The following is a 24,076-nucleotide window of genomic DNA, read 5'->3' on the forward strand; positions in this document are numbered from 1 at the left end:
TCGAAGGAGCACACCACGATGACCGACCTCGCCGCCGCAGACAAGCTGCTGGAAGGGACCCCCACGGACACGGTTGGCCGCCTACAACTGCGCGGTCTGACCAAGGAGTTCGGCAACGGACCAGAGAAAGTCACCGCGGTCGACGCCATTGATCTCGACATCGAGCCGGGTGAGTTCATCACGCTGCTCGGGCCCTCGGGGTGCGGTAAAACCACCACGCTACGCATGATCGCAGGGTTCGAGGACCCGTCCGGCGGTGAGGTGGTGCTCGACGGACGAAACATGATCGACATCCCGCCGAACAAGCGTCCGATGGCTATGGTGTTCCAGTCGTACGCACTCTTCCCCCACCTCAAGGTGCGCGACAACGTGGGCTACGGGCTCAAGCTGCGCCGGCTCCCCGCCACCCAGTTGAACGAGGAGGTCGACCTGGCGCTGGAGTCGATGAACCTGCAGCAGTACGCCAACCGCGCCCCCAATCAGCTCTCCGGTGGACAGCAGCAGCGGGTGGCTCTCGCCCGCGCCATGGTGATGAAGCCCAAGGTCCTGCTGTTCGACGAGCCGCTGAGCAACCTGGACGCCAAACTCCGCGAGCAGATGCGCCTCGAGATCCGGCGGCTGCAGCGCCACCTGGGCATCACCAGCGTCTACGTCACCCACGACCAGTCCGAGGCCATGAGCATGTCCGACCGGATCGTCGTGATGAACAAGGGACAGGTCGAACAGGCGGCGCCCCCCGAGACCATCTACCGGCACCCGGCATCCGTATTCGTGGCCGACTTCATCGGGCGGGCCAACTTCCTCGACGTGCGCGTCATCTCACACGACGGCGACGGCAGGGCCACCGTCGAGGTCCTCGGGCAGCGCGTTCAGGTCCCGGCGCACCCCGACGCCGCATCCGCCAAGGACGTCGTGCTGCTCGTGCGCCCCGAATCCCTCCGTCTGGTGTCGGTCGGCTCGCACGGTGCGGGCGACCTGGACGGTCACGAGGGAAGGGTGGTCACCTCGGTGTTCTTCGGGGACACCGTCGAGTACGAGGTGGAGACCGAGCACGGCAAGATGGCGGCCGTGGTGGCCGACCCGAACGTGGCCGACATCCATCCCGAGGGCGCGGACGTGGAGGTGCGCTTCAACGCCGAGCGGGCCTGGCTGTTGCCCCGCGACTCGTAGCCACCGTCGTCAGGCGGGCGACGGAGAGCTCGGCTCCACGAGCCAGGTGAGCTCCGAGCCCTCCTCGACGATGTGCTGCGCCAGCTCCGCGTTGAACTCGGCGCCGTAGTCCGCGTTGATGTGCGCCTCGAACGCGGCCTCGTCGGCGTACTGCTCGAAGACGAACCAGCGACGCGGGTGGTCCTCGCGGGTGAAGGGCTGGAACACGACGTTGCCGGGCTCCTGCCGCACCTTGTCGGCGAGGCCCTGGATGAGGAACGAAACGCGTTCCTCGTGGCCGGGCAGTGCAGTGAACTCGGCAAAGAGTGTCTTCATGTCCCCGATCCTAGCTCCGGCCCTCAGACCAGGAGCTGTCGGAGCTCCGGCCCGATGGGCCGGGGCAGCTTCGAGGTGCCGCTCAGGAACGCATCCACCCCCTGGGCGCAGCTGCGGCCCTCCGCGATCGCCCAGACGATGAGCGACTGCCCCCTGCCCGCGTCCCCACAGGCGAAGACACCCGGCACCGAGGTCGCAAAGGACTCGTCGCGCTTGATGTTGCCGCGCGGGTCCAGTTCGAGCCCGAGTTCATCGACGAGGCCGGCCTGCTGCGGTCCGGTGAAGCCCATTGCGAGCAGCACCAACTGGGCGGGGATGTGCCTCTCGGTGCCCGCCACCGGCTCGAAGCGGCCGCCGTCGAAGCGCACCTCGACGATGTCGAGCCCGGCGACCCGTCCATCGTCGTCCCCGACGAAACGGTTGGTCGAGACGGCGTAGATCCGGTCCCCGCCCTCCTCGTGCGCCGAGGTGACCTTGAAGGTCATCGGGTACGTCGGCCAGGGCTGGTTGACGGGCCGTGACTCGGGGGGCATGCCCATGATCTCGAGCTGCGTGATGGAGCGCGCACCCTGTCGGATGGAGGTGCCGAGGCAGTCGGCTCCGGTGTCTCCCCCGCCGATGATCACGACATCCTTGCCCTCGGCCGTGATCTGGCCATCCACGCTCTCCCCCAGCGCCGCCCTGTTGGCCTGCGGGAGGAACTCCATCGCCTGGTGGATGCCGCGCAGCTCACGGCCCGGCACCGGCAGGTCGCGGGGCACCGTCGCGCCGATGGCCAGCACGACGGCCTCGTAGCTGTCGAGCAGGTCCTCGCCGGTGACGTCGACCCCGATCTCGACGCCGGTCTTGAACTGCGTCCCCTCGAGCACCATCTGCTTCAGACGGCGGTTGAGCACGGACTTCTCCATCTTGAACTCCGGGATTCCGTAGCGGAGCAGCCCGCCGACCGCGTCGGCACGCTCGTAGACGACGACCGTGTGGCCGGCCCGGGTGAGCTGCTGGGCCGCGGCCAGCCCGGCGGGACCGGAGCCCACGACGGCGACGGTCTTGGCCGTGTGCCACTCGGGCTGCTGGGGAGTGACCCTCGAGTCGTCCCAGGCCTTGTCGATGATCGCGACCTCGACGTTCTTGATGGTCACCGGGTCGCGGTTGATGCCGACCACGCAGGCGGTCTCGCACGGCGCGGGGCAGAGCCGGCCCGTGAACTCGGGGAAGTTGTTCGTGGCGTGGAGCCGCTCCAACGCGGGCTGCCATTCCTCGCGCCACACGAGCTCGTTCCATTCGGGAATGAGGTTTCCGAGTGGGCAGCCGTTGTGACAGAAGGGGATGCCGCAGTCCATGCAGCGCCCCGCCTGCCGGGAGATGATCGGCAGCAGCGCCCGGCCCGGTGTGCCGGGGTAGACCTCCCGCCAGTCGCCGACCCGCTCCTCGACGGGGCGTCGGGCCGCGACCTCGCGCGGGGTGGTGATGAACGCGGTGGGATCAGCCATGAGCGGCCTCCATCATGAGTGTGGTGGTGTCGTCGTCGGTCAGGTCATCGGCGAGAGCCCGGGCACGCACCTCCATGATGCGCGCGTAGTCCCGCGGCTGCACGGTCGTGAAGCGCAGGCGAAGCTCGTCGTCGGACAGCCTCAGCAGGTCGTCGGCAACCAGCGATCCGGTCTCCTCGCGGTGTTCGGCGAGCAGTTCCCGGATCCGGGCGACGTCGGCATCCGTCGGGTCGACGGGGTCGACGAACTCGGTGTTCAACCGCAGCGGGTGGAGGTCGAGCACCCACGCGACCCCGCCGGACATGCCGGCGGCGAAGTTCCTGCCGGTGGGGCCGAGGATGAGGGCCTCGCCGCCCGTCATGTACTCGCAGCCGTGATCGCCCACCCCCTCGACGACGGCGGTGGCGCCGGAGTTGCGCACGCAGAACCGCTCTCCCACGAGCCCGCGGAGGAAGAGCTGCCCGGACGTGGCCCCGTAGCCGATGACGTTGCCGGCCACGATCTGCGTGGCCGGGTCGAATCCCGCGTCCGACGGCGGAGTGACGATCAGGCGGCCGCCCGAGAGCCCCTTACCGAAGTAGTCGTTGGAGTCCCCGACGAGTCTGATCGTGATCCCACGCGGGAGGAACGCGCCGAAGCTCTGGCCGCCCGTGCCGATGAGGGTGAACTCGATCGTCCCGGGAGCCAGGCCCTCGCCGTTCGTGGCCTTGGTGACCTCGTGGCCGAGCATGGTGCCGACCGTCCGGTCGACGTTGCGCACCGCGACGGTGTGACGGACCTGCTGTCCCCCGGCAAGGGCGGGCTGGGCGAGGCGGATCAGCTCGACGTCCAGCTTGTCGGAGAGGCCGTGGTCCTGGGTCGTGGTGCGATGGAGTGCGGTCCCCTCCGGCAGCTCGACGGCGGCGAGGATCGGCGCGAGGTCCAGGCCCTGGGTCTTCCAGTGCCCCACCGCGCGGCTGACGTCGAGCAGATCCACCCGGCCCACCGCCTCCTCGATCGAGCGCAGCCCGAGCGAGGCCAGCAGCTCCCGGACCTCCTCGGCGATGAACATGAAGAAGTTGACGACGTGATCGGGGTCGCCGTGGAACTTGCCCCGCAGCGCGGGATTCTGGGTGGCGATACCCACCGGACAGGTGTCCTTGTGACACACGCGCATCATGATGCAGCCGCTCACCACGAGCGGTGCAGTGGCGAACCCGAACTCCTCGGCGCCGAGCAGGGCGGCGATGAGGACGTCGCGGCCGGTCTTGAGCTGGCCGTCGCACTGCACGACGATGCGGTCGCGCAGCCCGTTGAGCAGGAGCGTCTGCTGGGTCTCCGCGAGGCCGAGCTCCCAGGGCGCGCCGGCGTGCTTGACCGACGTCAGCGGGGCAGCGCCGGTGCCGCCGTCGTGACCGGAAATCAGCACGACGTCGGCCTTGGCCTTGCTGACCCCGGCGGCCACCGTGCCGACCCCCAGCTCGGAGACGAGCTTGACGTGGACCCTCGCAGACGGATTGGCGCACTTGAGGTCGTGGATCAGCTGTTTGAGGTCCTCGATCGAGTAGATGTCGTGGTGCGGCGGGGGTGAGATGAGCCCGACGCCGGGGGTGGAGTGGCGCGTCCTGGCGACCCACGGGTAGACCTTCTTGCCCGGCAGCTGTCCGCCCTCGCCGGGCTTGGCCCCCTGGGCCATCTTGATCTGAAGGTCGTCGGCGTAGGTCAGGTACTCCGAGGTCACCCCGAAGCGACCGGAAGCCACCTGCTTGATGGCCGAGCGCCGCTGCGGGTCGTGGAGCCGCTCGGGATCCTCGCCCCCCTCGCCGGTGTTGGACTTCGCCCCGATCCGGTTCATGGCCACGGCGAGCGTCTGGTGCGCCTCCATGGAGATGGAGCCGTAGCTCATCGCCCCGGTGGAGAACCGCTTCACGATCTCCGAGGCGGGTTCCACCTCGTCGATGCTGATCGGCTCGCGCCCCCTGAGCTCCATCAGCGAGCGCAGCGTCATGATGCGCGACGAGTTCTCGTTGACTAGAGAGCTGTACCGCTTGAAGGCCGCGTAGTCGCCGTTCTGCGTCGAGTACTGCAACCGGAACACCGTCTCCGGATCGAAGAGGTGCGGCTCGCCCTCGCGCCGCCACTGGTACTCCCCTCCCACCAGCAGGTTGCGGTGGGCCAGCGGGATGCCGTCGGACGGGTACGCGCTCTGGTGGCGGGCCTTGATCTCATCGGCGATCTGGGCCAGCGTGAGACCGCCGAGCCGGCTCGAGGTGCCGGTGAAGTAGCGGTCGACCACCTCGCGGCTGAGGCCGACACACTCGAAGATCTGGGCCCCCGTGTAGGAGGCGACCGTGCTGACGCCCATCTTGCTCATCACCTTGAGCACGCCCTTGCTGAGGGCCTTGGAGACGTTCTCGATCGCCTTGGCCGGGTCGACCTCGACATAGATCTCCCGGCGGGCCAGGTCCTCGGCGGACTCGAACAGCAGGTAGGGGTTGACCGCCGCCGCACCGTAGCCCAGGAGCAGGGCGATGTGATGGACCTCGCGGACGTCACCCGCCTCGACGACGATCCCCACCTGGGTGCGGGTCTTCTCCCGCACGAGGTGGTGGTGGACCGCTGCGGTGAGCAGCAGCGACGGGATGGGGGCCAGTTCGGCGGTGGAGTGCCGGTCGGACAACACGATCGCCCTGGCCCCTCCGCGGATGGCCGCGGACACCTCGTCGCACAGCTGATCGATCGTCGACGCGAGCGCCCGACCACCCCCGGCCACCTTGTAGAGACCCTTGACGACGTGCGTGCCGTAGCCCGGCAGGTCGCCGTCGCGGTTGAGCCGCACGATCTTGGCGAGTTGCTCCGAATCCAGGATCGGCCGCTTCATGATGACGAGCCGCGCGGCCTCCGGCACCGGCTGCAGCAGGTTGCGCTCCGGGCCGATCTTGGCGGTCAGCGAGGTGACCAGTTCCTCGCGGATCGCGTCGAGCGGCGGGTTGGTCACCTGGGCGAAGAGCTGGCTGAAGTAGTCGAAGATGAGGCGCGGACGGCTGCTGAGCGCCGCGATGGGGGAATCTGTGCCCATGGAGCCGATCGGTTCGGCTCCCGCGTTCGCCATCGGCGCGATGATGAGGCGCAGCTCCTCCTCGGTGTAGCCGAACACCTGCTGTCTACGAACCACGGAGCTGTGGGAGTGGACGATGTGGGCCCGGCTGGGCAGCTGGTCAAGCTCGATCTTGTTGTCACTGACCCACTTCTCGTACGGGTGTTCGGCCGCGAGCGCGCCCTTGACCTCCTCGTCGGACAGCAGCGCGTGGCGGTCGAGGTCGACCAGCAGCATGCGTCCGGGCTGCAGCCGTCCCTTGCTCACGACGTCGGCCTGCTCGATGGGCAGGACGCCCGCCTCCGAGGCGAAGACGACGAGCCCGTCCCGGGTCACCCAGTACCTGCCGGGTCGCAGCCCGTTGCGGTCGAGCGTGGCCCCGATGATGGAGCCGTCGGTGAAGGTCATGCAGGCGGGCCCGTCCCAGGGCTCCATGATCATCGAGTGGAACTCGTAGAAGGCGCGCCGCTGCGGGTCCATCTCCGCGTGCCCCTCCCACGCCTCGGGGATCATCATGAGCACCGCGTGGGGCAGGGACCGTCCGCCGAGATGGAGGAGCTCCAGCACCTCGTCGAAGGAGGCGGAGTCGGACCCCTCCGGCGTGCAGATGGGAAACACCTTCTCCAGCGACCCGGGGAACTTGTCGGAGGTCAGCAGCGCCTCGCGGGCGCGCATCCAGTTGCGGTTGCCGCGCACCGTGTTGATCTCGCCGTTGTGGGCGATCATCCGGTAGGGGTGGGCGAGCTCCCAGGCGGGGAACGTGTTGGTGGAGAACCGCGAGTGGACCAGCGCCAGCGCCGACTCCATCGTCTCGTCGTGCAGCTCGGGGAAGACCTCTTCGAGCTGCTGGGTGGTGAGCATGCCCTTGTAGACCAGCGTGCGCGACGACAACGACGCGAAGTAGACCCCGGCCTCGTGCTGGGCCCGGCGACGCAGCACGAACGTGATGCGGTCGAGCTCAATGCCCCACTGACCCGCCCGGCCCGCGACGATGAGATGTTCGAAGTGCGGCATCGCGCCGACCGAGATCGGCGACAGCGTGGACGTGTCGACTGGAACGCTTCTCCAGGCGACCACATCGAGATCCAGCTCGTCGGCGATGGCCTCGATCGCGCTCCTGCTCTCCTGGCGTCGCGCCTCGTCGGTGGGCAGGAACGCCAACCCGACGGCATACTCGCCCGGATCCGGCAGCCGGGCGTCGACGACGCCGCGCAGGAAACGGTCCGGCACCTGCAGCAGGATGCCGGCGCCGTCGCCGGCGGCCTCGTCCGCACCCGTCGCGCCGCGGTGGTCGAGGTTGCGCAGCGCCTCGAGCCCCTGGGCCACGATCTCGTGCCGCGGGATGCCGTCCAGCTTGGCGACGAAGGCAACCCCGCAGGCGTCGTGCTCGAATTCGGGGTCGTACAGGCCGACCCTCTCGCGCTGTGGGAACACGCTTCGTGCCATGGTGCCTCCTCGGGCTCGCTTCTACGCTGCGGCGAAGGCCGCGCGATGAAACACTAAGCCCGGTGACAACGCCGTTCCAACCCATCCCGTGTCCGGCGACAGAGCGTAAGAAGACTGTTACACGGCTGAAATATGTCGGGGTGCTAGCCGATGAGGCGGGCGTAATCGTCCTTCATGCCCGAGACGGGAACCTCGTTCCAGACCACGCGCAGTAGCCGGTCCTCGCCGAAGCCGAGCACGTAGGAGCCGTGATCGACCTCGTAACCACCGCTGGGCAACTGCTTGCCCTCGGCGATGTCGATGCCCAGACTGAGCGCCGCGGGTTTGATGTCGTCCAGGCTGCCGGTCAGACCGATGAACGAGTCGTCCACGCGCGCGAGGTACTCCTTGAGCGCCTCCGGGGTGTCCCGCGCTGGGTCCGTGGTCACGACGATCAGGGTCACGTCGTCGACGAGGTCCTCGGGCAGGCGGCGCTTGGCGGTGGCCATGTCGGCCAGGATCCCCGGGCAGACGTCCGGGCAGTTGGTGTAGCCGAAGAACAGCACCACCGCTGCGGTGGACGGGTCCTCGGCCAGGTTGTACGGGTTGCCGTCCTGGTCGGTCAGCGTCACATCGGGCAGGGGGTTGCCGCCGGACTCCAGCCCGGTCCCGTGCCAGTCGGAGCCGTCGTCGGCCACCGACGCCACCGGTCCCCCGTCCGAGGGAGAACAGGCCGCCACCACCGCAGCGCCCGCGGCGGTCAGGAGGAGCAGACGGCGACCGATCACTGCCGCGCCCTCGCCACCCCGTCGGCCAGGTCGTCGGCCAGCTTGCGCAGCGCGATGAGGTCGCTCTGCAGGTCGAGACCGTCGGAGGCGAGACAGTTGAGCAGGGCCGAGCCCACGATGACGAGGTCGGCGAAGGACCCGATCTCGGCGGCCTGGTCGCCCGTCGAGACCCCGAGCCCGATGCCGACCGGCAACCCCGGGTCGATGGAGCGGGCCCGCTCGGTGATGACCGGGGCCGCGTCGGACGTCGCCGCCCGGGCTCCGGTGACGCCCATGACGCTCGATGCGTACACCCAGCCCCGGCACGACGACATCGTGAGCTCGATGCGCTCGTCCGTCGACGACGGGGCGATGAGGAAGACGCGATCGAGTTCGTAGCCGTCGGTGGCGGCGAACCATTCGGGGCAGTCGTCGGGCGGCAGGTCGGGCGTGATGACGCCCGCGCCCCCGGCGGCCGCGAGGTCGCGCGCGAACGCCTCGGCGCCGTAGGCCTCGATGAGGTTCCAGTAGCTCATCACCATGGGTGTCGCGCCTGCGGCTGCTGCCGCCTCCACCGCGCGGAAGGCGTCCCGGGTGCGCACCCCGCGCGCCCTGGCCTTGGCGGTGGCGTGCTGGATGACCAGACCGTCCATGAGGGGGTCGGAGTACGGGATGCCGATCTCGACGATGTCGGCACCGCGACCGTCGGTGCCCTCGACGACGGCGGTGACGGCCTTGAGGGAGTCCTCGACGCTGGGGTAGCCGACCGGCAGGTAGGCGACCAGTGCCGGACGCCCCTGGTCCAGCAGGTCGGACACCAGCTGGCCGGAGCGGCCCAGCCGGGCGGGGTCGGTGAACTGGCTCACGACAGGCCTCCGACGATGGCGTCGGGCTGACCGGACAGGCCGAAGTAGTCGAAGGCGGTGGCCACATCCTTGTCGCCCCTGCCCGAGAGGCACACCAGAATGGTGGGGCGCGCGGACGGATCCTCCTCGGCGATCCGCCGGCCCAGGCGCATGGCCCCGGCCAGGGCATGGGCCGTTTCGATGGCGGGGATGATCCCCTCGGTCCGGGTCAGGAGGCGGAACGCCTCCATCGCGTCGGCGTCGGTGACCGGCTCGTAGATGGCGCGCCCCGTCTGCGCCAGGTGGGCGTGCTCGGGCCCGACCCCCGGGTAGTCGAGGCCGGCGGAGATCGAATGGGACTCGATGGTCTGACCGTCCTCGTCCTGCAGCACGTAGGTGCGCGCGCCGTGGAGAACGCCCGGCGTGCCGGCGGAGATAGTCGCGGCGTGCCGGCCGGACATGATGCCCTCGCCCTCGGCCTCGAACCCGTAGAGGGCAACCGACTCATCGGGGATGAAGTCGGCGAACATGCCGATCGCGTTCGACCCTCCCCCGACGCAGGCGGCCACGTAGTCGGGCAGCGCCCCGTGGTCGTCGAGCATCTGCTGGCGCGCCTCGGTCGAGATGACACGCTGCAGTTCCCGCACGAGGTAGGGGAAGGGGTGCGGACCACCGACGGTGCCGATGAGGTAGTGCGTCGTGTCAACGGTGGTGACCCAGTCGCGCATGGCCTCGTTCATGGCGTCCTTCAGCGTGCGCGACCCGGCAGCCACGGCGTGCACCTCGGCGCCGAGGAGCTGCATGCGGGCAACGTTGACGGCCTGGCGCTGTGTGTCCACCTCGCCCATGTAGACCCGGCACTCCAGTCCGAGCAGCGCGGCTGCCGTCGCCGTCGCCACGCCGTGCTGGCCGGCCCCGGTCTCCGCGATGACGCGGGTCTTGCCCATCCGCTTGGTGAGCAGCGCTTGGCCCAGCACGTTGTTGATCTTGTGGGCGCCGGTGTGGTTGAGATCCTCGCGCTTGAGGAGCACACGCGCGTTGCCGCACTCCTTCGAGAAGCTGTCGGCCTCGGTGATCGGGGTGGGGCGTCCCGAGTAGTCCCGCTGCAGGCGTGCGAGCTCCGCGGTGAACGACGGATCGGCCTGCGCCTGCGCGAATGCCTCGGTCAGCTCGTTGAGGGCTGCCTGCAGGGCCTCGGGGACGAACCGTCCGCCGAACCGACCGAAATGTCCAGTGGCATCTGGGGTGCTCATCTGGCTCACCTTTACCTTTCTGAGGCAGCCCTGAAGCTGCGGATCGCGCCGACCGGGTCGCCGTGCTTGACGAGGGCTTCGCCGACGAGGATGGCGTCGGCTCCCTCCGAGGCTACCCGGGCCGCGTCCTGGGGCGTGAAGATGCCCGACTCGGCCACGCGGACGACCCCACTGCCCAGGCGTCGGGCGAGCGGGGCGAAGGTGTCGAGATCGATGTCGAGGGTCTTGAGGTTGCGGTTGTTGACCCCGATGAGCGGGAAGCCACCCGCGAGTGCCCGGTCCACCTCGTCGGGCGTGTGGGTCTCCACCAAGGCCGTCATGCCCAGTTCGCCCGTCAGGTCGGCGAACCGGCGCAGCTCGTCGTCGGTGAGAGCGGCCACGATGAGCAGGACCAGGTCGGCGCCGTGCGCACGCGCCTCGTAGAACTGGTACTCGTCGACCATGAAGTCCTTGCGCAGCACGGGGATCTGGACCGCCGCCCGCACCGCGTCGAGATCGGCCAGCGACCCGCCGAAGCGGCGAGGTTCGGTGAGCACGGAGATCGCAGCGGCGCCGCCCAGCTCGTACGATGCCGCGAGGGCGGCTGGGTCGGCGATGTCGGCGAGTGCGCCCTTGGAGGGCGATCGGCGCTTCACCTCGGCGATGACGGCCAACTCATCGGCCAGGAACCGCGGCATGGGGTCCAGCGCCGGCGGCGCTTCACGGGCTGCTCGGCGCACGTCGTCGAGCGGGACCCGCGATTTGTGTTCGGCGAGGTCTTCGCGGACTCCAGCGACGATCTCGTCGAGGACGGTCACGGCTGACCGAACCCCATGATCTTCATGATCAGGGTCGCCAGACCTGCGACGAGCACGATGGCCGCGCCGATGATGACCAGCGTCCAGTTGGGGCCCAGCATGGCGGCGATGGCCACGATGATGAAGCCCACCGCGGCGGCGATGGAGCCCGCCCACGCGGCGGGGCTCCGGCCATGGTGGTAGTACTTCGGCGCACTCGTCATGGGATTGGCCCTCCTGTCAGACACGTTGTGAACAGTGAGACTACCGTGCTGCAGTCAGCGCGGCACGCCGTGCTCAGCTGTCGGGTCCTCCCCGGCGTCCATCGACTGCCACAGATCCCTGGGGCGATCGACCGCGGCCCGGGAGCGTCCGGCCCAGCGCGGGCCCGCCACGGTGATGCCCACCGAGGCGAGCGCGACCACAGCGAAGCCCGCCGCGGAGGGCCACACACGCGCCTGCACCGCCCACCCGGCCGAGGCCGTGGCCAGGACCGTGAGCAGCACCCCCAGCACGCGCAGGCCGCCGCCGCGCAGCATCAGGGAGAGCCCGACGCCGGCCAGGAGTGCCCACGCCAGCGAGGCGACCGGCGACCCGGCGGCCTGCGCGGTCGCACCCGCCACGACGCCGGCCAGGGCCGCGAGCAGCGTCACGGCCCACCGGCCGGTCACGGTCGACCCAGCGCTTCGGCGCGTGCGATCGCGGTCAGCACCGCCCGCGCCTTGTGCGAGCACTCGGCGTCCTCCAGTTCCGGGACCGAGTCGGCGACGATCCCCGCCCCGGCCTGCACGTGGGCGACGCCGTCGGCCATCACGGCCGTGCGGATCGCGATGGCGACGTCGGAGTTGCCGGCGAAGTCGAAGTAGCCCACCACACCCCCGTAGACGCCGCGGCGCGAGACCTCGAGGCGGTCGATGATCTCCATGGCGCGCACCTTGGGCGCACCCGAGAGCGTCCCGGCGGGGAAACAGGCGAGCGTCGCGTCGAGGGCGCTCAGACCGGGTCTGACGCGCCCCGACACGGCCGCCTCGAGGTGCATGATGTGGCTGTAGCGGTGGACGTTCATGAACTCGTCCACGGTGACGCTGCCGGGTTCGCAGACGCGCCCCAGATCGTTTCGGCCCAGATCCACCAGCATCAGATGTTCGGCCCGTTCCTTCGGGTCGGCCAGCAGTTCGTCGGCGAGCCTGCGGTCCTCGTCGGGTGTCGCCCCGCGCGGCCGGGACCCGGCGATGGGGCGGGTGGTGGCGAGGCCGTCCTGGACGGTGACGAGCGCCTCCGGGCTGGACCCCACGATGGCGAACCCCGGCAGCCGCAGCAGGTAGAGGTAGGGGCTCGGGTTGGTCACACGGAGAGCCCGGTATACGTCGAGAGCGTCTGCGCTCGTGGAGACGTCGAAGCGCTGGGACACCACGATCTGGAATGCCTCTCCGGCCCGGATCTCCTCCTTCGCGGCCTCGACCGCGGCGCGGAACTCCTCGGAGCTGCGCTGGCGGTGGACCGCGAGGGCCCGCCGTTGACCCTCCTGGGTGGCCCGCGACGCGCGGGGCCGGCGGACGGCCTCCGCCATCGCCTCGACGGCCGCGACCGCGCCGCGATAGGCCCGGTCGACGCCCTCGTCGGTCCCGTCGAAGTTGATCGCGTTGGCGATCAGCCACAGCTCGCCCAGGTGGTGGTCGAGGACGGCGACCTCGCTGCTCAGCATCATGACCAGCTCGGGCACTGGCAGGTCCCGGGTGGTCGTGTCCGGCAGGCGCTCGAGCCGGCGCACGACGTCGTAGCCGAGGTAGCCCACCATGCCCGCGTGGAACGGCGGCAGGCCCGGGGTGGCGGGGGTGGCGAGCTCCGTCAGGGTCTGTCGGAGCACCTGCAACGGATCGCCGTCGTCGATGCCGACCAGTTCCTGCCCGATCCAGTGGGCTCGGCCGTCCACCTCCGTGAGGGTGGCCGCCGAGCGCACCCCGACGAACGAGTAGCGCGACCACACCCCCGCCTCGGCGGACTCGAACAGGAAGGTGCCCTCGCGGTCCCCGCACAGCAGGTCGTAGAGGGCGACGGGGGTCAGGTCGTCGGCGAGCAGCCTGGCGTGGACGCTGATCACGCGGCGACCGCTGGCCAACTCGGTGAACTCCTCCAGCGATGGCGTGATCCTCATGCCGTCGGCTCCAGGGCGGTGAAGAAGCAGGTGCGGTTGCCCGTATGGCAGGCGGCCCCGGTCTGCCGGACCTGGACCAGCAGCGTGTCGCCGTCGCAGTCCTCGTGCACCGAGACCACCTCCTGTGTGTTCCCCGAGGTCTCGCCCTTGACCCAGTACTCGCCCCGGGAACGCGACCAGTAGGTGGCGCGTCCGGTGGCGAGCGTGCGCCGCAGCGCCTCCTCGTCCATCCAGGCGAGCATGAGCACCTCGCCGGAATCGGCATCCTGGGCAATCGCGGGCACGAGGCCGTCGGCGTTGTAAACGGGCATGCCCACATTCTGCCAGCGCCTAAGCTTTGGCCATGACCTTCGCCAAGCGCCAGCGTGCCGCCATCCTCGACCTCATGACCGACGTCGGACCCTTCGCACCGACGAGGTGCGGCGGCTGGCAGGTCCAGGACCTCGCCGCGCACCTGTACATCCGCGAGCACCGGCCAGCGGCACTGCCGGGGATCGGGGTCGACCGCTTCGCGGGACTCACGGAGCGGATCCAGCGCGAGGAGTTGCACAGCCGCGGATTCACCGGCCTCGTGGAGGCGCTGCGTCGCCCCGGCTGGATCATGCGCCCGCTGGACAAACTCGTCAACACCAGCGAATTCTTCATCCACCACGAGGACGTGCTGCGGGCCAACGGACGCTCGCAGACGCTGACGCCCGCCGAGCAGCAGGAGCTGTGGCCGATGGCGAAGGTGCTGGCCCGCAAGGCCCAGGCGGGCGCCCACCTCAGAGTCGTCCTCCGCCGGACCGACACGGGCGACGAGGTGCCGATGGGGAGCGGCGACCGCACCGTCCACGTCAGCGGCCTGCCCTCGGAACTGCTGCTGCACCTCAGCGGCCGAGACGCCGACGTCGACATCACGGGAGAGCCGGAGAGCGTCGACGCCTGGCGGCGATCCGTGGGAAGCCTGTAGCCGAAGGTCGTCAATCGCCCCGAATCCCTGCGACGGGCCGCGACTGCCGGAATGATGGTGTATCAGGCAAGGCCCGGTCGGCTCCTGAGAGCCAGACCCGTCCCCCGGCCCGGAGGTATCCATGTCGCTGTCAATGCCGCGCGTTCTCGATCCACTGACGTCCGATCCGCTGCCCGGCGGTCGCCCACCCCGACCCGTCGGCTATCTGGGCGACTCCATCCTGGTGCGCGGTCGGCCTGGGCGCGACGACCGCGCGGCCGTCGCGGTGCTGCGTGAGGCGGCGGCGCAACTGGGGTGGTCGGTCGAACCGGCCGACCCCAAGTCCGTAGTCACTGAACGGTTGCGCGCGGACGAACGCGCGTCCTCAGTGCTGGAGGGTGCCTGGGTCAGCGACTACCGCATCCGCTCCGCCGACGGTCCGCCACCGGACGCCTGGAGCGTCCTGGCTTTGGCCCGACGGCTCCACCCCGAGGCCGCCACTGGGCTCCAACTCAACCACCTGCTGAGCCTGCAACCCTCCTACCAGGGCATGCCGTACTACGTCTCGATGCCGTACTACGTGTCCATGCCCTACTACGTCTCGATGCCCGCCGCGTCCGAGTACTCGTCCCCTGGCTCCGGTGGCCGCACGCCGGTCTCGCTGGTGTTGCCGGATCCTGCGCTCAGGGCACGCACCCTCCGGCGGCGACCCGTGGTCGTCGTGCCGGACACCGCGCTCGGCTCGCACCCGTGGTTCCAGGACCCGACCACCGCCACCGGCGAGGTCTACGCCTACGGGTTCCGGCTCGGCATCGGCGGCGACCTCCCCTCAGCCGCCCCCATCCCGCCCGCCAACCCCCTCGACGGCCGGGTCCGCTCCCACGCCGGCCACGGCACCTTCATCGCCGGCCTCATCCGTCAGCTGTGCCCGGAGGCACGGATCGAGGTCATCGCGCTCATCGACGATGCGGGCACGATGCCCGAAGCGGTCCTCATCCAGGTGCTCGCGCTGCTGCTGTTGCGGCACCTCGACGCCCAGGCCGGCGGGAACGTGGACGAATTGATCGACGTCATCTCCCTGTCTCTCGGCTACTACCACGAGGACCCCGACGACGCGGCTGAGGATGCCCCGCTGCGACGGGTGCTCGCGCTCCTGGCTGGTGCCGGCGTCGCCGTCGTTGCGTCGGCGGGCAATCAGGCCACCACCGACAAGCTGTTCCCCGCCGCCTTTGCCGAGCAGGTGTCCGGGCTTGATCCGGGCCGGGTGCCGCTGGTGAGCGTTGGAGCGCTCAACCCGGATGGGACGGTGGCGTATTTCTCCAACGCCGGCCAGTGGGTCACCTGCCACCGCCCGGGGGCGGCCCTGGTCAGCACCGTGCCCGACGATCTGGACGGCGACCTGCAGCCGCGGGCACGGCTCGCGGCCGTCGGCGAGAAGCGGGCCACCATCGATCCGGAGAACTTCACCGGCGGCTTCGCATCCTGGTCCGGCACCTCCTTCGCAGCTCCGGTTCTGGCTGGCCAGCTGGCGGCCCGGATCGCCCAGCACCGGCTGGCGCCGCTGCCGGAGGCCAAGGCCTGCCTGGCCCGCGGCTGGGACGCCGTCACAGACGAGCTGGGGTGGGTCCGATGAGCGCCCCCGCTACGTCGTCGCTGTCCGGACAGGCTGCAGCGGCCTTCGCCGCGTACCGCTCGGGCGAGACGGGTCGGATGAGCGAGCTGGTCTCGCTGCTGACGCCCGCACTGTGGGCGGTTGCCCGCTCCGCCGGGCTCGACAGCGCCAAGGCCGAGGATGTCGTCCAGTCGGCCTGGGAGGCACTCGTCCGCAAGGCCGACACGATCGACGACCCTCAGGCCGTCTTCGCCTGGCTGCTGACCACCACGCGACGCGCGGCTTGGCGCGCGGCCGGGGCGCGACGCGAGGAGCCGTTGGTCGAGGACTCCCCCGCACCCACCCCCACGCCGGAGACGATCGTGCTCGACGAGGACCGGGGGCTGAGGCTCTGGCGCCACGTCAAGGCACTCAGCCCCCGCTGCCAGGCCCTCATCCGCGTCATCGCGTTCGCGCCCACCCCCGACTACGCCGCCATCTCGGCGGCGCTCGGCATGCCGGTGGGATCCATCGGCCCGACGCGAGGGCGCTGTCTGGCGGCCCTGCGCGCCGCCCTCGCCGACGACCCCGCCTGGAGCCTCTCATGAACGACTACGCCGCGGACGCCCCCCTCGACGCCGACGACGAGCGCCTGCTCGCAGCGGTTGCCTCCGCCCAGTTGGAGCACGACCCCGTCCCGGACGGGCTCATCGACCGGCTCATGTTCGCTGTGTCCCTGGAGATCATGGAGGCGGAACTCGCCACCCTCGAATCCCGGGATCTGGCCACAGTCCGATCGATCGATCCGGTGGTCGTCGACACCATCACGTTCACCGCCTCCACCACGAGCTTCATGGTCTCGCTCTCCGAGTCCGACGGGGGGGTCCGGATCGATGGCTGGGTCACCGGGGGCGGCGTCGAGGTCGAGCTGCGGGCGGGCGCTCTCCGCCTCAGCCGCGTGAGCGATGCGACGGGTCGGCTCACCTGGGAGCATGTCCCGCACGGCCCAGTGCGTTTCCTCATCCAGCCGTCGCGGCCCGGCCAGCGACCCGTCGTGACGCCGACGATCGAGGTCTAAGTGGCGGAGCCGGCGCAGGATCTGTACGAGTTGGGCCGTTCGGCGCTCGCGGAGCACCGAACGGCCGACGCGCGCGCCCTGCTGGTGAAGGCGGCCGCCCGCTGCCCTCCGGACCACCTTGAGCTCTCCTTGCGGATCCGCATCTCGCTGGCCTGGACCGTCTACGACGAGCGAGGTCCGGACGCGGCGCTCCGCTCGCTGTCGGAGGCACGTCGGACCGCACACCGGGCGGGACTCACCCATCTCGCGGCGGCTGCGACGGTCCAGATCGGGACGGTGCACGCCAGGTCCGGCGATCTCGGTGCCGCGTGGCGCTGCCTGCGCGAGGTGGCCGACGACGACCTGCCCGCCCCGGACCGGATGAGGATGCTGCTCAACCGAGGAACGCTCGCCTCCGAGCTGCGCCACTTCGACGACGCCGTGGCCGACCTGCAGTCGGCGAGCCTGCTGGCCCGGGACCTGGGTGAGTCGGCCATCCACTTCATGGCCCGCCACAACCTGGGCTGGGTGCAGTTCCTCCGCGGGGACCTGCCCGCCGCGCTGCGTCACATGCACGACGCGGAATCGCTCCATCCGCTCCTCGATCTTTCCGTGTCCCGGCAGGACCGGGCGAGGGTCCTGCTGGAGGCCGGGCTGGCGGATGACGCGCACCGCCTGCTGCTGCTGGCCCGCGACGGTCAGCCCACCGCCCAACGGCGGGCGGAGGTTGACATCGATCTGGCCCGCTGCGCGCTGCTCCTGGGACGAGCCGACGATGCCCGGGAGCGGGCCCGCGCAGCGGCCGCGGTCTTCCGACGGCGGAACCAGGCCGGATGGCACAGACGCGCGGCGCTCGTCGGGCTCCTCGCCCGACCGCGTCTGGGGGCCGCCCGCCGACTGTGGGCCGACGCCCGCGAGGCCGGCGATCGTGGCGTGGCGTTGAGGGCCGCCGCAGCTGGATTGATGGCACCCAATCCCGGCGGCGCGGACCGCACGGACCTCACCGCATACGCGGCGCAGCTCACCCGCTCCCCCACCGTCTCACTGCGTCTGGCGGGGCTCCTGGCCCTCGCTGCGGCCGCGGAGGATGCGGCGGTGGCCAGACGGTTTCTGCGCCGCGCCAGCTCGACGCTGGTCAGGGCTCAACTCGGGCTCGCCAGCCTGGATCTGCGAACCGCGACCGCCCTGCACGGGGAGGCCGCCGCAGCCCTGGACATCGAACTGGCGGCGGACCTCGGCCCCGACGCGCTGGTCGAGACGACCGAGCGGTGGCGGATGGCCACCCGACCCTCCCCTCAGGTGCGTCCACCCACCGATCCGCGGCTCGCCGAGGCCGCCTCGACGCTGCGCAAACTGCGCGCGGAGTTCGATCCGGCGGCGCCGGACGCGCCCACCGTGGCCGCGTCCATCGCCGGCGCGGAGCACGAGGTGCGAGCTCTCACCTGGGGGGCCCCGCGCGCCCAACCCCCCCTGCCCGGCATCATGAGTGCGGGCGCTCTGCGCAGGGCCGCCCGCAGCGCCGGAGCGACCATCGTGGTGACCGTGCGCCGTGGTGACCACATCGATGCTGTGCTCCTGGGCGAGGGGCCCACCCACACGGTGCATCTCGGCTCCGCGGCGGCCCTGATCGAACTTGTCGAGGCCGTCCACGCGGACCTGACGGTGCGGGCACGGCTAGGGCCGGCTCATCCGCTGGCCGCCACTGTGCGGTCCTCGCTGAACGCCCGACTGCATCAGCTCGGCCAGGCCGTCGCCGCCCCGCTGGCGGACCGGAGCGGCCCCCTGGTGATCGTCCCGACGCGCGCGCTGACGGGCGTCCCGTGGCTGGCGCTGCCCCACCTCGCCGGACGACCCGTGACCGTCTCCCCCACCGCCTCGAGCTGGGCCACCGGGGCGCGCACCGTCTCAGACCCGACGGCCGAGGTGCTGACCGGCCCCGCCCTCGAGCTGGCCGCCGAGGAGGCCAGGGCGGTCAGCACCGCCTGGAACGCCTCCGCGGCAGACGCTCTGCCGTCGGCGCTGGCCGCCGCCGACCTCGTCCACGTGGCGGCCCACGGCGAGCACCGCGGCGACAACCCGTTGTTCTCGAGCCTCCTGCTCGACGGAGGGCCGGTGTTCGCCCACGAACTCGAAGGCCTGCCCATGCGGGCCAGCCATGTGGTGCTGTCGGCGTGCGAGGTCGGGCGGGCCACCCAGCGTCCCGGAGACCAGCCGCTGGGGTTCACCGCCACCCTGCTGTGCGCGGGGGTGGTCTGCGTCGTCGCGCCGGTGGCCCCGGTCGACGACGCGCTGGCGGCCCAGGTCATGGCCGCCTATCACGAGAAGCTCCGCACCGGCGTCGATGCCGCTACCGCCCTTGCGCTCGCGACCGCGGGTGATCCCGCAGCCGGAGCCTTCACCTGCTTCGGCGCCCCGTGGCGGGTAGCGCTCTGACGTATCACGGAGCCGCCTGGCCGCTCCTGGAGGGGTAAGGGCGCAGAGAGCGCCCCCACCCCACGAGGAAGGCGCAACCATGGTCCAGGCAATGGGTCCGACTTATGCAGGTGGCACGCAGCCCATCACCAAGGATGGCTACGACGTGCTCTATCTGCCCGACGTCAACAACCGGGAGCTCATCGCCCAGGGCGAGGCGCCGGTCTTCTACTACATCCCTAACCGCATCCGGATGGCCCGCAAGGAAGGCCCCGACAAGGGCGACTACCTGTTCAACCTCGTCCGCTTCGCCGGGACGGGCGGCGAGGGTGTGATCGGCGGCGGTGGCGACGTCGCCGGCGGCATGATGACCTTCTCCGTCACCGGCGCCCTGCCGGAAACCACCAGGCGGCAGGCCGAGGGCGAGATCACGGCGAAGTTCAGCGAGAGCACCGACGTCTTCTGGGGGCTCAAGTCCACCCGCAAGCCGCCCATGTTCCGGCCCGCGATCATCGCCCAGACCACCACGAGCGTGTCCAACATGTCGCCCACCGAGCAGGGCTTCCCGACGCTCGATCCGGGTGAGACCCGCGGCCCCTCGAGAGGATTCAGAACCCTCGGCATGCCGAGGACCAAGGCACACACCCGCGACGCTGAGCCCGGCGCCACCGACAGCAACCTGGACCCGTGGTACTGCATGATGCAGGGCCAGGGCAGCGGGTCGATCGACCCGACCGGCACGCACGCCTTCTCCGGCCTGCTCGGCAAGTACCCCGCCTCCATCGCGTGGGCCGCCTTCCACGGCGGGGCCAGCCCGCTCATCGTCATCCAGAACTTCAAGCTCAAGGTCTGGTCGCCGGTGTGCACGATCAAGATCGACGGGAACTGGGACTCGGTGTTCCAGCACTTCTCCGCGGCCGCGTCCGGCCGCTACCTGTGGGCCAAGGTGGATGCGCAGGCCGAGTTCAACAAGATGCGCAAGTCCGGCAAGATCACCGTCGACGTCAAGGTCGACACCACCCTGCCCGGGGCGGGCGAGATCGCCAAGCAGATGGACGAGCGCTCCGACCTGGTGTTCAACAAGTTCATGGAGATGGCGCAGAAGACGATCTTCGATCAGCCCGCACCCCAGGTCGAGGCCGCGAAGGCCGAGTCCGGCAACAGCTTCTTCTCTCCGTGGGGGGTCGGACTCTCGCTCAAGTATCGGCGCGACGAGAACCACCTCGACCTCCACTACGAGGAGACCAAGCAGTTCGCCTACCTCCAGGACCACACCGTGGCCAGTTCCCTGGCGGGGATGGGCGACGAGATCACGGCCGATGCGGAGGCGGAGCGGAAGTACTTCATGACGGTCTACCTCGACGACTGGCCCCAGCGGCTCGCCCGCGTGGTGCGCCCGGTCGCCAGCTGGGACGACAAGACCGTGCAGTTCCTCTCCGTCCAGGTCGGCTATCCCAACACCACCGGCGAACTCAACTGGGCCGGGCACAGCTTCACCGGCTCCGACGGCAACGACCCGACGTGGAAGTTCCAGACGGCCAAGAAGGTCGCCGGCGACGTGAGCAACGCGCCCGACGGCTGGACCCCCGACCTCACCTACGTCAAGCGCAAGGTCCACCTGGCCGAGCCCCCGAGCGAGACGCTCGACCCGTTCCACCGGGTGCAGATCGAACGCAACGTCATCGACCTCGACCCGGAGCCCAACGGCACCCTGCTGAACGACACCACCCTCGAGGTCCGCGCCGACAACGCCGGCCGCATCGCCGTCGGCCCGATCGGCCTTGGCGTCATGCTGGAGGACAAGTCCCAGACCGTCGAGGTGGTCATCGAGGCCACCGATCGGGATTACGAGCCCCTCGGGATGCCTCCCGTCCGGTTCCGCTGGGGCTTCGACGACCTCGACGCCGACCGTAGTTGGACGGTGTTCTCGGGCGACCCGGAGATGCTCCCGTACTACCGCTACAAGGTGACGGCCACGGTCAAGGGCACGCTGTTCCGCAAGGGGCAGTCCTGGACCGGCCCGTGGGTGACGGCCAACGGCAACGGCCCCCTCATCGTCGATGTCCCCCCGCCCGACGGCGAGGGCGTGGTGACGCGAGCGCTGGTGGATGAACGGGTGCGCAAGCTCCGCGAGCTGGCGGCACCGACCGAGGCCCCAGCCGCCCCCGAGGAGGCGTCCGAATATCTCCCGGAGTCCGCGCCCGACGACGGGCCGGCGTCCCGGAGCACGGCCGCTCCGACCGAGTTCCTCTCCTACACCCTCTGAGGTACCTGCCATGTCCAGCATCGCCCAGGTGCGCCGCCTACCGACCGGGAGCCCCGGCCTCTCGGTGAGCTTCCTGCTCGCCCGCACGCCAGCCCCGCACGACCGGATCTCCGACCTCGTCCTCAGCGCGACGGTCGCCGTCGAACTCAGCGTGGACCTGCCCGGGCTCGGCTGGGTCGGCTTCCGGCTGGACACGGCGGAGGGAGCCTCCGCGCAGGCGACCGGGCCCTTCGGGACGGCCGCCCTCGCGACCACGCTGGTGGGCGATGAGGCGCGCGAACTCCTCCTCGCTCTGGCAGGCGGAGCCGCCGGGCCGATGCTGCACGTGCGGGTCCGGTTCGCCGACGGTCGGCTGCGCGACGGGGCCGAGCCCCTCGCCCAGCTCATCCGGTCAGCGGCGGGCGATCGGCTGGCCGATCACGTGCGCCTCGTCACCGCCGAGGGCGGCGAGCTCACCGATGTACCGCCGGCGCGACCCGCCCGCACCAGGGGCGGTGGTCGCGACCTGCTGCTGCTGCGCAAGGACCAGGCGCTTCCCATCACTCAGGTGGTGCGGCCCAAGGCCGTCCAGGCCATCCGGCACGACCTGCTCCTGGCCGTCGGCTTGAAGGCGCAGGAGTCCGGCCCCATCCTCGACGGCTCCGCGCTGCTGCAGGACCGCGACGGCGCGTCGCGTTGGTTCATCCCCGAGCTGACGCTGGTGCTGCCCGAGCCCGGGGCTGACCCGGACGCCTCACCGTTCAGCTTCAGCCTCGTCCCGGCGGGCCACCAGGCCGACGGGTCTCCGGGCATGGAGGCCACGATCGTGCTGACGCTGGCGGCCGGCCGCTCTGCCGCCACCACCGAGGCGTGGGAGGGCGCAGGCCGGCCCGCGGCCCGCCCGATCCCGGTGGAACCCCGGATCGGGTTGCGCATTCCGCTGCGCAACGAGCAGGGCGTGGGCAGCGAGGAGATCATCACCGCGAGCAACGTCCGCGTCGACGGGGCGCTCGGCGAGGAGGGCTCCACCCTGACCGCCACCTTCGCCCTGCGTGACACGTGGGCCCGGCTGGCGTACGGGGCGCTCTCCACGCCCGGATTCCAGGATCGCCCGGCGTCGCTGGATGTCACGTTGTCCTACAGCGGCTGGCGGCGCGAGACCACGCCCACGCGGCGCGAGACCGTCTCCGGGACGAAGCTCATCGGACTGCGCCGACCGGACAACATCGCCAAGGCGCTGCCCGCAACGCAGATCATGGGGATGGCCAAGGCCAAGATCGGGCTCACCCCGGCGCTGGCCACGCTCGACGTGGGACTGCTCAAGCAGTTCCGGCAGTCCCGGTTCGTCCGGCTCATGACCGCAACCACCCAGAGCCTGCCCGTGCTGGTGCCCTGCGCGGAGCACGGCCAGCTCTACCGTCAGCACGGCCCCTCGGGCTGGGAGTCGGTGGGGTGCCAGCCCGCGCTCCGCCTCGGCCAGGCCGAGCACCGGGTCTGGCAGCCGGAACCCGCCGCCAGCGTCGCCGGCGCGCGCGTGTTCAGGTCGCTGACCCAGCCGGGCCGCTTCCTGGTCGTGGCGGCGGGCCACGCCATCGGGCGCTACGGGGCCGACGAGCCCGACCGCGCGTACGAGCCAACCCTCCTGCTCACGTCGACGATCGACGTCGACGATCCGGCGAACATCCGGTGCGTGCTGGCAGCCTCGCTCGAGGCCGAGCTGAGCGATGCGGAACTGGACCTGCTGAAGGCGGAGCTCAGCGCCCGCATCGGCCGTCCGGCGGACCTGGTCACCCCCTGGCAGGCGGGCCTCACCCCCGAGCTGCGCTGGGCGGCGCCCCAGGCTGTCTCCCTCGATTGTGTCGCCATCGACACCGGCTTCACGCTCGTGCTGAGCACCGACATCCCCGGGCTCCTGACCCTCAAGGCGCTGCTCCAACGATCAGGCCTGATGGGCTCGGCGCGCTACCGGCTGCCCGGCGGCGACGAGGCCATCAGCACGCTCCGCCTGGACCTCAGCCGCGTGACCGGGCCCCCCGGCGGACCCGTCACTGTCACAGCCGCTGGAGACGGGCTGACACTGACGAATCACTTGAGCCGGCGCGTCGCGGTCCACCGGATCGTCACCGACGGTGTCGTCGTCGCACAGCCGGGCGTTGTGCTCGATCCCGGCGGGGAGGCCACGGTGCAGCTCGCCACCCCGGCAGGTGGCCCGTTCCACGTCGACTCCACCGTGGAACCCGGGGCGGAGAGTCTCGATGAGACACGCAGCTACATCGAGGACCTGCATCTCGCGGTCACCTTCGTCGCCACCGGTGACCTGGCCGGCCTGACGGGGTTGGAGATCGCGGCGCAGTTCCTCGGCTCCGACGCCGAGCCCGTCATCCTCACCCGTTCGAAACGCCAGGCCGAGCGCGAGTTTGTCCTCCCACTCACCACCTACGCCGCCGACCCGGCGCTCACCTTCACCGTGTCGTCGGTGGCCGACGACGGCACCCGCGTGACCGCCTCGCCGGTCTCCTGGCCCGTCCGCACCCGCGGCGTGCTCATCCCGATCCCCAACCCCTGAGC

At 70.6% G+C, this 24,076-nt stretch carries 19 protein-coding genes; 8 read left to right on the forward strand and 11 right to left on the reverse strand.

What is annotated here, in order from left to right; translation table 11 throughout:
- Positions 1-18: 18 nt before the first annotated feature.
- Positions 19-1,170, forward strand: a complete 1,152-nt coding sequence (locus RPIT_RS06350) for an ABC transporter ATP-binding protein (RefSeq protein WP_077341644.1) — start codon at positions 19-21, stop codon at positions 1,168-1,170.
- Positions 1,171-1,179: 9 nt separating this feature from the next.
- On the opposite strand, the gene RPIT_RS06355 is transcribed toward RPIT_RS06350, so the two are convergent.
- The 11 genes from RPIT_RS06355 to hisI all read right to left on the reverse strand — a co-directional run bounded on the left by RPIT_RS06355 (position 1,180) and on the right by hisI (position 13,583).
- The gene (locus tag RPIT_RS06355) at positions 1,180-1,485 is read right to left on the reverse strand and encodes a putative quinol monooxygenase (RefSeq protein ID WP_077341645.1); all 306 of its coding nucleotides are present in this window, start codon (positions 1,483-1,485) and stop codon (positions 1,180-1,182) included.
- 23 nt (positions 1,486-1,508) lie between these two features.
- Positions 1,509-2,975, reverse strand: coding sequence for a glutamate synthase subunit beta (locus tag RPIT_RS06360; RefSeq protein ID WP_077341646.1), 1,467 nt, complete (start codon positions 2,973-2,975; stop codon positions 1,509-1,511).
- Complete coding sequence (gene gltB, locus RPIT_RS06365) at positions 2,968-7,497, reverse strand: glutamate synthase large subunit (protein ID WP_077341647.1); 4,530 nt, start codon at positions 7,495-7,497, stop codon at positions 2,968-2,970. Before gltB ends, RPIT_RS06360 begins: the two co-directional genes overlap by 8 nt.
- A gap of 143 nt (positions 7,498-7,640) precedes the next feature.
- Positions 7,641-8,264 carry an SCO family protein gene (locus RPIT_RS06370; protein WP_162274510.1) on the reverse strand — a complete coding sequence of 208 codons (624 nt, stop codon included), beginning with the start codon at positions 8,262-8,264 and terminating at the stop codon, positions 7,641-7,643.
- A complete protein-coding gene (gene trpA, locus RPIT_RS06375) occupies positions 8,261-9,082 on the reverse strand; it encodes a tryptophan synthase subunit alpha (protein ID WP_226996389.1) in 822 nt (273 codons plus the stop codon). Before trpA ends, RPIT_RS06370 begins: the two co-directional genes overlap by 4 nt.
- Before the next feature lie 23 nt (positions 9,083-9,105).
- Positions 9,106-10,341 (reverse strand): tryptophan synthase subunit beta, encoded by a 1,236-nt coding sequence (trpB, locus tag RPIT_RS06380; protein WP_077344239.1) that lies wholly within the window; start codon positions 10,339-10,341, stop codon positions 9,106-9,108.
- An 11-nt stretch (positions 10,342-10,352) separates the two neighbouring features.
- On the reverse strand, positions 10,353-11,138 hold the full coding sequence (trpC, locus tag RPIT_RS06385) for an indole-3-glycerol phosphate synthase TrpC (protein ID WP_077341650.1): 786 nt from the start codon (positions 11,136-11,138) through the stop codon (positions 10,353-10,355).
- Complete coding sequence (locus RPIT_RS06390; protein WP_077341651.1) at positions 11,135-11,341, reverse strand: HGxxPAAW family protein; 207 nt, start codon at positions 11,339-11,341, stop codon at positions 11,135-11,137. The genes trpC and RPIT_RS06390 overlap by 4 nt, the downstream gene beginning before the upstream one ends.
- A gap of 54 nt (positions 11,342-11,395) precedes the next feature.
- The gene (locus tag RPIT_RS06395; RefSeq protein WP_077341652.1) at positions 11,396-11,788 is read right to left on the reverse strand and encodes a hypothetical protein; all 393 of its coding nucleotides are present in this window, start codon (positions 11,786-11,788) and stop codon (positions 11,396-11,398) included.
- Positions 11,785-13,272 carry an anthranilate synthase component I gene (locus RPIT_RS06400; RefSeq protein ID WP_077341653.1) on the reverse strand — a complete coding sequence of 496 codons (1,488 nt, stop codon included), beginning with the start codon at positions 13,270-13,272 and terminating at the stop codon, positions 11,785-11,787. Before RPIT_RS06400 ends, RPIT_RS06395 begins: the two co-directional genes overlap by 4 nt.
- A complete protein-coding gene (hisI, locus tag RPIT_RS06405; protein WP_077341654.1) occupies positions 13,269-13,583 on the reverse strand; it encodes a phosphoribosyl-AMP cyclohydrolase in 315 nt (104 codons plus the stop codon). Before hisI ends, RPIT_RS06400 begins: the two co-directional genes overlap by 4 nt.
- Before the next feature lie 32 nt (positions 13,584-13,615).
- Between hisI and RPIT_RS06410 the strand changes: the two genes are divergently transcribed.
- The 7 genes from RPIT_RS06410 (at position 13,616) to RPIT_RS06440 (ending at position 24,074) form a co-directional block, all read left to right on the forward strand.
- Positions 13,616-14,224 (forward strand): TIGR03085 family metal-binding protein, encoded by a 609-nt coding sequence (locus RPIT_RS06410; protein WP_077341655.1) that lies wholly within the window; start codon positions 13,616-13,618, stop codon positions 14,222-14,224.
- A gap of 121 nt (positions 14,225-14,345) precedes the next feature.
- Complete coding sequence (locus RPIT_RS06415) at positions 14,346-15,836, forward strand: S8/S53 family peptidase (protein WP_077341656.1); 1,491 nt, start codon at positions 14,346-14,348, stop codon at positions 15,834-15,836.
- Entirely contained in the window at positions 15,833-16,402 is a 570-nt protein-coding gene (locus tag RPIT_RS06420; RefSeq protein ID WP_077344240.1) for an RNA polymerase sigma factor, read from the forward strand. The genes RPIT_RS06415 and RPIT_RS06420 overlap by 4 nt, the downstream gene beginning before the upstream one ends.
- Positions 16,399-16,872, forward strand: coding sequence for a hypothetical protein (locus RPIT_RS06425; RefSeq protein ID WP_077341657.1), 474 nt, complete (start codon positions 16,399-16,401; stop codon positions 16,870-16,872). Before RPIT_RS06420 ends, RPIT_RS06425 begins: the two co-directional genes overlap by 4 nt.
- Positions 16,873-19,284, forward strand: coding sequence for a CHAT domain-containing protein (locus RPIT_RS06430; protein ID WP_077341658.1), 2,412 nt, complete (start codon positions 16,873-16,875; stop codon positions 19,282-19,284).
- 79 nt (positions 19,285-19,363) lie between these two features.
- Entirely contained in the window at positions 19,364-21,529 is a 2,166-nt protein-coding gene (locus RPIT_RS06435) for a hypothetical protein (RefSeq protein WP_077341659.1), read from the forward strand.
- 10 nt (positions 21,530-21,539) lie between these two features.
- Complete coding sequence (locus RPIT_RS06440) at positions 21,540-24,074, forward strand: hypothetical protein (RefSeq protein WP_077341660.1); 2,535 nt, start codon at positions 21,540-21,542, stop codon at positions 24,072-24,074.
- The last annotated feature ends 2 nt before the right edge of the window (positions 24,075-24,076 follow it).

Origin of the sequence: Tessaracoccus flavus (assembly GCF_001997295.1) — a bacterium.
GTDB lineage: Bacteria > Actinomycetota > Actinomycetes > Propionibacteriales > Propionibacteriaceae > Arachnia > Arachnia flava.

Coding starts and splice junctions, on each gene's coding strand:
- RPIT_RS06350 (WP_077341644.1), top strand. CDS start 19: ATGACCGACCTCGCCGCCGCAGACAAGCTGCTGGAAGGGACCCCCACG.
- RPIT_RS06355 (WP_077341645.1), bottom strand. CDS start 1,485: ATGAAGACACTCTTTGCCGAGTTCACTGCACTGCCCGGCCACGAGGAA.
- RPIT_RS06360 (WP_077341646.1), bottom strand. CDS start 2,975: ATGGCTGATCCCACCGCGTTCATCACCACCCCGCGCGAGGTCGCGGCC.
- gltB (WP_077341647.1), bottom strand. CDS start 7,497: ATGGCACGAAGCGTGTTCCCACAGCGCGAGAGGGTCGGCCTGTACGAC.
- trpB (WP_077344239.1), bottom strand. CDS start 10,341: ATGAGCACCCCAGATGCCACTGGACATTTCGGTCGGTTCGGCGGACGG.
- RPIT_RS06390 (WP_077341651.1), bottom strand. CDS start 11,341: ATGACGAGTGCGCCGAAGTACTACCACCATGGCCGGAGCCCCGCCGCG.
- RPIT_RS06400 (WP_077341653.1), bottom strand. CDS start 13,272: ATGAGGATCACGCCATCGCTGGAGGAGTTCACCGAGTTGGCCAGCGGT.
- hisI (WP_077341654.1), bottom strand. CDS start 13,583: ATGCCCGTTTACAACGCCGACGGCCTCGTGCCCGCGATTGCCCAGGAT.
- RPIT_RS06410 (WP_077341655.1), top strand. CDS start 13,616: ATGACCTTCGCCAAGCGCCAGCGTGCCGCCATCCTCGACCTCATGACC.
- RPIT_RS06415 (WP_077341656.1), top strand. CDS start 14,346: ATGTCGCTGTCAATGCCGCGCGTTCTCGATCCACTGACGTCCGATCCG.
- RPIT_RS06420 (WP_077344240.1), top strand. CDS start 15,833: ATGAGCGCCCCCGCTACGTCGTCGCTGTCCGGACAGGCTGCAGCGGCC.
- RPIT_RS06425 (WP_077341657.1), top strand. CDS start 16,399: ATGAACGACTACGCCGCGGACGCCCCCCTCGACGCCGACGACGAGCGC.
- RPIT_RS06435 (WP_077341659.1), top strand. CDS start 19,364: ATGGTCCAGGCAATGGGTCCGACTTATGCAGGTGGCACGCAGCCCATC.
- RPIT_RS06440 (WP_077341660.1), top strand. CDS start 21,540: ATGTCCAGCATCGCCCAGGTGCGCCGCCTACCGACCGGGAGCCCCGGC.